This is a genomic window from Kineococcus glutinatus (assembly GCF_039542765.1).
Lineage (GTDB): Bacteria > Actinomycetota > Actinomycetes > Actinomycetales > Kineococcaceae > Kineococcus_A > Kineococcus_A glutinatus.
Window position 1 is genome coordinate 1 of sequence record NZ_BAABIL010000147.1, and the last position, 5,111, is coordinate 5,111.

Consider the following 5,111-nt stretch of genomic DNA (forward strand, 5'->3'; position numbering starts at 1 on the left):
GCGGTGGCGGGGGTGCCGGTGCGGCCGGTCCGGCCCAGGGCGGCGGGCAGCACCCCTTCGCGCGCTGCGGTGAACAGCAGGCGCACCAGCGCCGTCAGCGACCCGGCGGCGCAGCCGAGGAAGGAGGCGAGCACGCCGAGCTCGACGGCCACCGCGAGCAGCGGGCCGCCGCGGGCGAGGGCGACGTCCACCAGCGGCATCGGTCCGCCCACCGCGGCAGGAGCCCCCGCGAACAGGGCGGCCTGCGCCGCGGAGGACAGCACGTACAGCACCCCGGCCCCCAGCACGGTCCGGCGGACCGCGGCGGGGACCGCGGCGAACGGGCGGCGGCTCTCGGTGCCCAGCGCGCAGGCGCTCTCGAACCCCACGAAGGCCGTCACCGCCAGCAGCACCCCCTGCGCACCACCACCGGGCGGAGCGCCCGGCAGCACCGCCGCCACCGGCGGCGGTGGACCGCTGCGCAGCAGGAGCACCACCAGGGCGGTGCCCACCACCGCGATCGAGACCGCCTCCAGGGCGAGCACCAGGCGCGCGGACGGGCCCACCCCGCGCAGGGCCGAGCCGACCACGAGCGCACCGCCGAGCAGGACGGCCGCGGCGAGGGGCACGAGCCCACCGCCGGTGCCGGTGGACCGCTGCAGCAGCGCCACGGCGCACCAGCCGGCGCCGGTGAGGGAGCCGGCGACGAGGAACCAGTGGCCGACGGCCAGCGCGGCGCCGCCGACGAGCGCGGGCACCGGCCCCAGGCCCTTGGCCGTGAAGCTGTACAGCGACCCGGGCGCGACCATGCGGCGCGCGAACTGGCGGATGCAGGAGGCCACGAGGAGCACCACGACGGTCGCGGCCGCGAACGCCGGCACGGGCGGTGCGAGCGCGCCGGGCGCCATCGCCAGGGCGGGCGAGGTCGCCATCGCCGCCGCCGGGGCGGTCGCGGCGACGGACTGGGCCAGGACCTCCACCGGCCCCAGGGAGCGGCGGCGCAGACCCGCCACGGGGGAGGTCGCCCGCAACCGCACCGGACCCCCTCGCGCACCACCTGCCGCCGCCCGCACCCCGACCCGCCTCCCCGGCGCGCCCTCGCGCGCCCGGGCCACGGTGCCCAGCCGCTGTTTCGGCGGCGTTACCCGCCGGTTTCGGCGGTCCCCGGGCGAACGGGACACCGCCCGCGCCGGCGTCCCGTTCGCCGTCGCACGACCTCAACACGCGGACAACGCGCCCGAAACGGCCACCGCCCAGGATCCTGCCGGGCGGCCACCCGGCCGCCCCACCCCTGAGACGAGGAGCGTCATGGCGAACTCCACCGGCTCCCCCGGCGCCACCGGTGCGGCGCCGGCCGGGACACCCCGCCTGTCCGGCCGCCTCGGCGTCGGCTCGATCGTCTTCATGGTCGTCGCGGCCGCGGCCCCGCTGACCGTGGTGGGCGGCACGGTGCCGCTGGGCATCACGCTCGGCAACGGCGCCGGGTTCCCGGCGATGTACGCGGTCGGCGCGGTGGTCCTGCTGTTCTTCGCGGTGGGTTTCACCGCGATGACCCGCTACGTGCCCGACGCCGGCGCGTTCTACACCTACATCGGCGCCGGCCTGGGCCGGCTCAACGGGCTGGGCGCCTCCTTCCTCGCGCTGCTGACGTACCAGGCGATCCAGGTCGCGGTGTACGGCTACCTCGGCAACGAGCTCGGTGTCGTCGTCGCCGACCTCGGCGGCCCGCAGGTCCCGTGGTGGGTGTGGGCGGCCGCGTCCGCCGCGCTCGTCGGGGCCCTCGGCTACCGGCACATCGACCTGTCGAGCAGGGTCCTCGGCGTCCTGCTGGTCGCCGAGGTCGGGATCGTCCTCGTCGTCGACGCCGCCGTCGTCCTCGCCGGCGGGTCGCAGGAGGGGCTGTCCACCGCTGCGCTCACCCCCTCGGGCATCGCGGCCGGCGCCCCCGGCATCGGCCTCATGCTCGCGCTCGCCGGTTTCATCGGGTTCGAGTGCACCGCGGTGTTCCGCGACGAGTCGCGCGACCCCGACCGCACGATCCCGCGGGCGACCTACGCGTCCCTGGCGCTCATCGGCCTGTTCTACACCGTCTCGGCGTGGGCGGTCGTGTCCGCCTGGGGCGACGGCGGCGCGGTCGCGCAGGCCGGCGAGAACCCCGTCGGGATGGTCGTGCAGACCGCCGAGGACTACGCCGGGGGCGTGGTCGCCGACGTCGTGCAGGTCCTGCTGCTGACCAGCCTGTTCGCCTGCGTGCTGTCGTTCCACAACGTCCTCAACCGGTACGTGTTCGCCATGGCCAACACCGGTGTGCTGCCGCGGGCGTGGGGCGCCAGCCACCCGCGCCACCGCTCCCCGCACGTCGCGTCGCTGCTGCAGACCGGTTCCTCGCTGCTGCTGCTGGCCGTGTTCGCGCTGACCGGCCTGGACCCGGTGCTGGAGGTCTTCACCTGGATGTCGGGCATCGCGACCCTCGGCTTCGTCCTGCTGATGCTCGTGACCTGCGTGGCGGTCCTGGTGTTCTTCCGCCGCCGGCGGGTGGACACCCGCGTGTGGAACACCGTCGTGGCGCCCGTCATCGGCACCGCCGGCCTGGCGGTCGCGACGTGGCTGACGGCCTCGAACTTCGGCCTGCTGGTCGGCGGCTGGGGCGTCGGGACGGCGTTCCTCGTCCTGCTGGCCGCCTCGTACGCGGTCGGGCCGGTCGTGGGCCTGCTCAGGCCGTCCGCCGACCCGCTGCTGACCGGCTCCCACCAGGCCGCGACCGTGCCGCACCAGGCGGGCGGCCCGGCCCACCCCGCCGCCGACGACCACCCCACCCGCAACCCCACCCGGACCCCCACCCCCGCCACCTCACCGGAGCCCCGCGCATGAGCCTGCTCGACACCCCCGCCACCACCGCCACGACCGCGGCCGCCGCCCCGGCGCACCCGCTGGACCGGCTGAGCGCCGCCGAGATCGACGCCGCCCGCGAACTGCTCGAGGGTGCGGGTGCGCTGACGCCCACCACGAGGTTCGCCTACCTGGGCCTGGAGGAGCCGCCCAAGGCGGAGGTCCTGGCGTTCACCCCCGGCGACCCCGTCGAGCGCCGCGTGCGGGTGATGCTGCTGGACACCGCGACCGGCACCGGCCGGATCGTCGTGGCATCCCTCACCACCGGCGAGGTGCTGTCCGACCACGTCGTCGACGGCGCCGTGGAGGGGCAGCTGCCGATCCTCGACGAGGAGTTCGCGGCCGTCGACCCGATCGTCCTGGCCGACGAGCGCTGGACGTCCGCGCTGACCGCCCGCGGCCTCGACCCGCGCTCGGTGCGCACCGTGCCGCTGTCGGCCGGCAGCTACGACGACGTCCCCCGGGACGGGCGGCGCATCGTGCGGGTGTTCGGGTTCCACCAGCCCGACCCGCAGGCGCTGGCGTGGGCGCACCCGGTGGACGGCCTGGTGGCCTACGTCGACCTCGTCGCCGGCCGGGTGCTGGAGGTGCTGGACCACCAGCGCCTCGACGTGCCCGCCGAGCCCGGGCGCTGGGACGCGGCCCCGCACGCCGCCGCGACGCGCACCGACCTCAAGCCCATCGACATCACCCAGCCGGAGGGGCCCAGCTTCACCGTCGACGGCGACGTCGTGCGGTGGGCGGGCTGGGAGGTCCGCGTCGGTTTCGACGCGCGCGAGGGCCTCACCCTGCACCAGCTGTCCGTGCAGGGCCGCCCGCTGCTGTACCGGGCCTCGATCGCCGAGATGGTCGTGCCGTACGCCGAGACCTCGCCCGTGCGCTCCTGGCAGAACTACTTCGACACGGGTGAGTACATGTTCGCCCGCTACACCAACTCCCTGGCGCTGGGGTGCGACTGCCTCGGCGAGATCCACTACTTCGACGCCGTGCTGGCCGACGAGTCCGGCCGCCCGCGCACCATCGGCAACGCGATCTGCCTGCACGAGGAGGACTACGGGGTGCTGTGGAAGCACACCGACATCTTCAACGGCATGGACGAGACCCGCCGCCAGCGCCGGCTGGTCATCTCCTTCTTCACCACCATCGGCAACTACGACTACGGCTTCTACTGGTACCTGTACCTGGACGGCACGGTGGAGCTGGAGGCCAAGGCCACCGGCGTCGTGTTCACCGCCGCCCACCCGCCGGAGGGGCTGGAGTACTCCACCGAGGTGGCCCCCGGCCTGGCGGCGCCGTTCCACCAGCACCTGTTCTCCGCGCGGCTGGACGTGATGGTCGACGGACTGGCCAACGCCGTGGAGGAGGTCGAGGCCGCCCGCGTGCCCGTCGGCCCGGACAACCCGCGCGGCAACGCCTTCGCGCGCAAGGCCACCCGGCTGACCACCGAGCTGCAGGCGCAGCGCGAGGCCGACGGCGCCACCGGCCGCGTCTGGCACGTGCTGAACACCGAGAAGACGAACCGGCTCGGGCGGCCGGTGGGGTACGCCCTGCACCCCGAGCACCAGCCGGTGCTGCTGGCCGACCCCAGCTCCTCCGTGCACGAGCGGGCCGCGTTCGCCACCAAGCACCTGTGGGTGACGCGCTACGACCCCGCCGAGCGCTACCCGGCCGGCGAGCTCGTCAACCAGCACCCCGGCGGTGCCGGCCTGCCGGCGTTCACCGCGGCGGACCGCGACATCGACGGGCAGGACATCGTCCTGTGGCACACCTTCGGGCTCACGCACTTCCCGCGCCCGGAGGACTGGCCCGTCATGCCGGTGGACTACGCCGGCTTCACGCTCAAGCCCGCGGGGTTCTTCGACCGCAACCCCGCCCTGGGGGTGCCGTCGTCGAAGCCGGCGGCCGGCGGCGAGGGGTGCTGCGGCGCGTGAGCACGGCCCGCGCGGCGCACCGGGAGGTGACGGCCTCCCGGTGCGCCGCGGTCGTCGGCGCGGTCGCGGCGGCGCTGCACGTGCCGCTGGCCCTGGCGCACGCCGGTGCCTCGCTGCCGCTGGCGGGTGCGCTGCTGGCGATGTCCCTGGTGTGCCTGCCGTGCACGGGTCACCTGTGGCGGGCGCCGTCGCCGCGCACCTGGGGGCTGGTGGCCGTCGTCGGCCTGGTGATGCTCGGGGTGCACGCCGCGCTGCTCGCGGCGCCGGCGGGCGGGGCGCTGCTCGCGGCGCCGGCGGGCGGGACGGTCGAGG

Annotated in this window: 3 protein-coding genes and 1 pseudogene; 3 read left to right on the forward strand and 1 reads right to left on the reverse strand. The window is 75.9% G+C overall.

Going from position 1 to position 5,111, the window contains the following annotated elements; genetic code table 11:
- A partial coding sequence (locus ABEB16_RS06510) for an APC family permease (protein WP_345711446.1) occupies window positions 1-1,016 on the reverse strand: 1,016 nt, incomplete at its 3' end.
- A gap of 271 nt (window positions 1,017-1,287) precedes the next feature.
- On the opposite strand from ABEB16_RS06510, the gene ABEB16_RS06515 reads away from it, so the two are divergent.
- The 3 genes and pseudogenes from ABEB16_RS06515 to ABEB16_RS06525 all read left to right on the forward strand — a co-directional run.
- Window positions 1,288-2,850 carry an APC family permease gene (locus tag ABEB16_RS06515; protein WP_345711447.1) on the forward strand — a complete coding sequence of 521 codons (1,563 nt, stop codon included), beginning with the start codon at window positions 1,288-1,290 and terminating at the stop codon, window positions 2,848-2,850.
- Complete coding sequence (locus ABEB16_RS06520; protein WP_345711448.1) at window positions 2,847-4,799, forward strand: primary-amine oxidase; 1,953 nt, start codon at window positions 2,847-2,849, stop codon at window positions 4,797-4,799. Before ABEB16_RS06515 ends, ABEB16_RS06520 begins: the two co-directional genes overlap by 4 nt.
- A pseudogene (locus ABEB16_RS06525) lies at window positions 4,796-5,111 on the forward strand (hypothetical protein); the annotation flags it as partial. The gene ABEB16_RS06520 and the pseudogene ABEB16_RS06525, both read left to right, overlap by 4 nt.